The 1,872-nt window shown below is 56.6% G+C and carries 1 rRNA gene (cut by a window edge); it reads left to right on the top strand.

The features are described 5' to 3' along the window. Positions 1-1,851 (top strand): 23S ribosomal RNA (locus AB0D04_RS42120) (it extends 1,370 nt beyond the left edge of the window). Positions 1,852-1,872 lie beyond the last annotated feature (21 nt).

Raw genomic sequence — 1,872 nt, forward strand, 5'->3', positions numbered from 1 at the left:
CCAGCATGAGGGCCAACGCCCGCTGGGATGGGTAGGGGAGCGTCGTGTGCCGGGTGAAGCAGCCGTGGAAACGAGTTGTGGACGGTTCACGAGTGAGAATGCAGGCATGAGTAGCGATACAAGAGTGGGAAACTCTTGCGCCGATTGACTAAGGGTTCCTGGGTCAAGCTGATCTGCCCAGGGTAAGTCGGGACCTAAGGCGAGGCCGACAGGCGTAGTCGATGGACAACCGGTTGATATTCCGGTACCCGCTTTGAAACGCCCAGTATCGAATCAGACGATGCTAAGCCCGTGAAGCCGGCCTGGAGTCTTCGGACAAAGGGACGTGGTGGAGCCGGTGACCCGGATCTGTAGTAGGTAAGCGATGGGGTGACGCAGGAAGGTAGTCCAGCCCGGGCGGTGGTAGTCCCGGGGTAAGGGTGTAGGGCGTTGTCCAGGTAAATCCGGACAGCATGAAGCCTGAGACCTGATGCCGAGCCGATTGTGGTGAAGTGGATGATCCTATGCTGTCGAGAAAAGCCTCTAGCGAGTTTCATGGCGGCCCGTACCCTAAACCGACTCAGGTGGTCAGGTAGAGAATACCGAGGCGTTCGGGTGAACTATGGTTAAGGAACTCGGCAAAATGCCCCCGTAACTTCGGGAGAAGGGGGGCCATTTCCGGTGATGAGACTTGCTCTCTGAGCTGGGGGTGGCCGCAGAGACCAGCGAGAAGCGACTGTTTACTAAAAACACAGGTCCGTGCGAAGCCGTAAGGCGATGTATACGGACTGACGCCTGCCCGGTGCTGGAACGTTAAGGGGACCGGTTAGTCACATTTCGGTGTGGCGAAGCTGAGAACTTAAGCGCCAGTAAACGGCGGTGGTAACTATAACCATCCTAAGGTAGCGAAATTCCTTGTCGGGTAAGTTCCGACCTGCACGAATGGCGTAACGACTTCTCGACTGTCTCAACCATAGGCCCGGTGAAATTGCATTACGAGTAAAGATGCTCGTTTCGCGCAGCAGGACGGAAAGACCCCGGGACCTTTACTATAGCTTGATATTGGTGTTCGGTTCGGCTTGTGTAGGATAGGTGGGAGACTGTGAACCCTGGACGCCAGTTCAGGGGGAGTCATTGTTGAAATACCACTCTGGTCGTGCTGGATGTCTAACCTGGGTCCGTGATCCGGATCAGGGACAGTGTCTGGTGGGTAGTTTAACTGGGGCGGTTGCCTCCTAAAGAGTAACGGAGGCGCCCAAAGGTTCCCTCAGCCTGGTTGGCAATCAGGTGTTGAGTGTAAGTGCACAAGGGAGCTTGACTGTGAGACTGACGGGTCGAGCAGGTACGAAAGTAGGGACTAGTGATCCGGCGGTGGCTTGTGGAAGCGCCGTCGCTCAACGGATAAAAGGTACCCCGGGGATAACAGGCTGATCTTCCCCAAGAGTCCATATCGACGGGATGGTTTGGCACCTCGATGTCGGCTCGTCGCATCCTGGGGCTGGAGTCGGTCCCAAGGGTTGGGCTGTTCGCCCATTAAAGCGGTACGCGAGCTGGGTTTAGAACGTCGTGAGACAGTTCGGTCCCTATCCGCTGCGCGCGCAGGAGTATTGAGAAGGGCTGTCCCTAGTACGAGAGGACCGGGACGGACGAACCTCTGGTGTGCCAGTTGTCCTGCCAAGGGCATGGCTGGTTGGCTACGTTCGGAAAGGATAACCGCTGAAAGCATCTAAGCGGGAAGCCTGCTTCGAGATGAGTACTCCCACCCCCTTGAGGGGTTAAGGCTCCCAGTAGACGACTGGGTTGATAGGCCAGATATGGAAGCGCCGTAAGGTGTGGAGTTGACTGGTACTAATAGGCCGAGGGCTTGTCCTCAGTTGCTCGCGTCCACTGTGT

Source organism: Streptomyces sp. NPDC048483, assembly GCF_040651455.1.
In the GTDB taxonomy this organism is placed as follows: Bacteria; Actinomycetota; Actinomycetes; order Streptomycetales; family Streptomycetaceae; genus Streptomyces.